This is a genomic window from Accumulibacter sp., from assembly GCF_031732815.1.
In the GTDB taxonomy this organism is placed as follows: Bacteria; Pseudomonadota; Gammaproteobacteria; order Burkholderiales; family Rhodocyclaceae; genus Accumulibacter.
The window spans coordinates 41,276-43,648 of sequence record NZ_JAVMKF010000050.1; the positions used below are offsets into that span (position 1 = coordinate 41,276).

Annotated in this window: 2 protein-coding genes; both read left to right on the forward strand. The window is 66.1% G+C overall.

The window, feature by feature from the left end; translation table 11 throughout:
* A partial coding sequence (locus tag RKP46_RS04665; RefSeq protein ID WP_311105545.1) for a methyl-accepting chemotaxis protein occupies positions 1 to 1,177 on the forward strand: 1,177 nt, incomplete at its 5' end.
* Between the two features lie 46 nt (positions 1,178 to 1,223).
* Positions 1,224 to 2,373, forward strand: a 1,150-nt coding sequence (locus RKP46_RS04670; RefSeq protein WP_311105546.1) for a PAS domain S-box protein, incomplete at its 3' end; no start/stop codon positions are given.

The following is a 2,373-nucleotide window of genomic DNA, read 5'->3' on the forward strand; positions in this document are numbered from 1 at the left end:
GTGGACGATCGCCGGCACGCTGTTCATGGTCGCGGCGCTGGTCGTCATGCTCTACCTGCTCGTTCGCCGCCTGGTCGGGCAGCCGCTGCACCAATTGCAGGCGGCGCTGGCGGCGTTGGCGGCCGGCGGCGGCGACCTCACGCTGCGCATGCCGGTGCAGGCACGCGACGAAGTCGGTCGACTGGCTCACACCTTCAACACCTTCCTCGAATCGTTGCAGGCGATGGTCGGCCGCACGGCGCACGCCGCGGCGAACGTTTCCGGCGCGGCCGACGGGCTGGCCCGTTTCACCGCGGCGGTGACCGAAGCCTCGAGCCAGCAAAGCAGCGCCGCGGCGAGCGCCGCCGCGGCGGTCGAGGAAATGGCCGCGAGCATTGCCTCGGTTGCCGACAGCGCGCGCCAAGTGCGCGCACAAGCCCTCGCCGGCGGCGAGCAAACACGGCGCAGCAACAGCGAGTTGCACGCTGTGGTGGGCGAACTGAGCGAGGTTGGCAAAGCGGTGCGCAGGATCACCGCTACCGTCGAACAGTTCGTCGGCAACGTCGCGTCGATCACCGATCTCACTCAACGGGTCAAGGAAATTGCCGATCAGACCAATCTCCTGGCGCTGAACGCGGCGATCGAGGCGGCGCGCGCCGGCGAGAGCGGTCGCGGCTTCGCAGTGGTGGCCGACGAAGTGCGCAAGCTGGCGGAAAAATCGACCCGCTCGGCGCGCGAGATCGACGCGCTCACGATCGAACTCGGCCAGCAGTCGAGCGCGGTTGACGAGGCGATTCGCCAGGGGCAGGCGGCGCTGAGCAACGGCCTGAGCGATCTGCAGCGAGTTGCCGGGCTGCTCGACAACGCCGGCGAGGCGGTCGATGCGGCCGGCGCCGGCGTATCGACGATCTCCGACGCAGTGCGCGCACAAACCACCGCCAGCGCCGAGATCGCCGGGAACATCGCGACGATCGCGCGCATGAGCGATGACAGCGTACATTCGCTGCGCAGGCGGACGACGACGTTCATCAGCTCGATGCGCTGGCGACGGCGCTGCGCCAGCAGGTCGAACGGTTCAAGACGTGAAGCGTTGGCGCCGGCGTCGATGAAAATTGCACGGTTGAGCAGCACAGGGTCGGCAAGGCCATTCTTGCAGCGACCCCGGATAGACCAAGGCCGGAAAACCTGCCGTTCATGAACTATGTTTAACACGGTGCGCGAGCGTTCGTGTTTGTGAGGTGAGCATGAAATCCATCGAATCGAGTTCGGTCCGACGTGGCAGCATTTCGCGCCAGATCGTCGTGCGGATGGCCGTTGGCGCCGTTCTCGTCACGCTGCTCTCGCTGCTGACCTTCGGTGTGCTCGACTACCGTGATCGCGTGCAAACGGCGCGCCATGCGCTGGACGAAATCGCGCAAAGCTCAGCGCCGGGGATTGCCGGCAGCCTGTGGGGTTTCGACATGGCGCAGGTGCAGATAATCGTCGAGGGTCTGACGCGCATCCCGAGCATTGGCTACATCGTCGTCCTCGACGAAAAGGGCGCCGAGGTGGCGCGCTCGGGCCGTGCGATCGACGATCCTGAACGTCGGCTGGAAAAGCAGGTGACGCTTGTCTATCAGGACCCGGTGATGGAATCCCGCGTCGGCGAACTGCGTGTGGTCGTCGACCTCTGGCCGCTGAAGGTGGCGGCGCTCGAACGTCTGGTGCCGCTGCTGATTGCGCTGCTGCTCGTCGTTACCGCGCTGGGCGCCGTCTTCTACGCCTTGTTCGAGCGTGCGGTAGCCCGACACTTGATGAGCATCTCCGGCTACCTTTCGCGCCTGTCGCTCGAACAGCTCGACACGCCGCTCGAACTGCCGGCGAATGCTCGCCTGGACAACGAACTGGGCGTGGTCGTCGAGGCGATCAACAGCATGCGCCGACAGATCCTGAAGTCGCACCGGGATCTCGACGATCACCGGCGCCACCTGGAAGAAACCGTCGCCAAGCGCACCGGCGAACTGCGGCGCCAGCAGGCGTTCATGCAGGCGGTGCTGAACAACATTTCGGATGGCGTCGTCGCCTGCGACGAGCACGGCCGGCTCTCCTTCTTCAACCGCGCGGCGCGCGAGATGCCCGGGATAGCGCAGGACGATCTGCCGCCCGAGCAGTGGGTCGAACGCTACCGGATCTTCCAGGCGGACGGGGTGACGCCGATGGCGCTCACCGAGATCCCGCTGTTTCGTTCGCTGCAGGGCGAGATCGTGCGTAACGCGGAGATGGTGGTCGAGCAGGCGGACGGTGTTCGGCGCGCCTTTCTGGCGTCTGGTCAGGCGATGCGCGATACGGATGGTGGCAAGATCGGCGCGGTCGTTTCATTGCACGACGTGACCGAGCAGAAGATCGCCGAGGCCA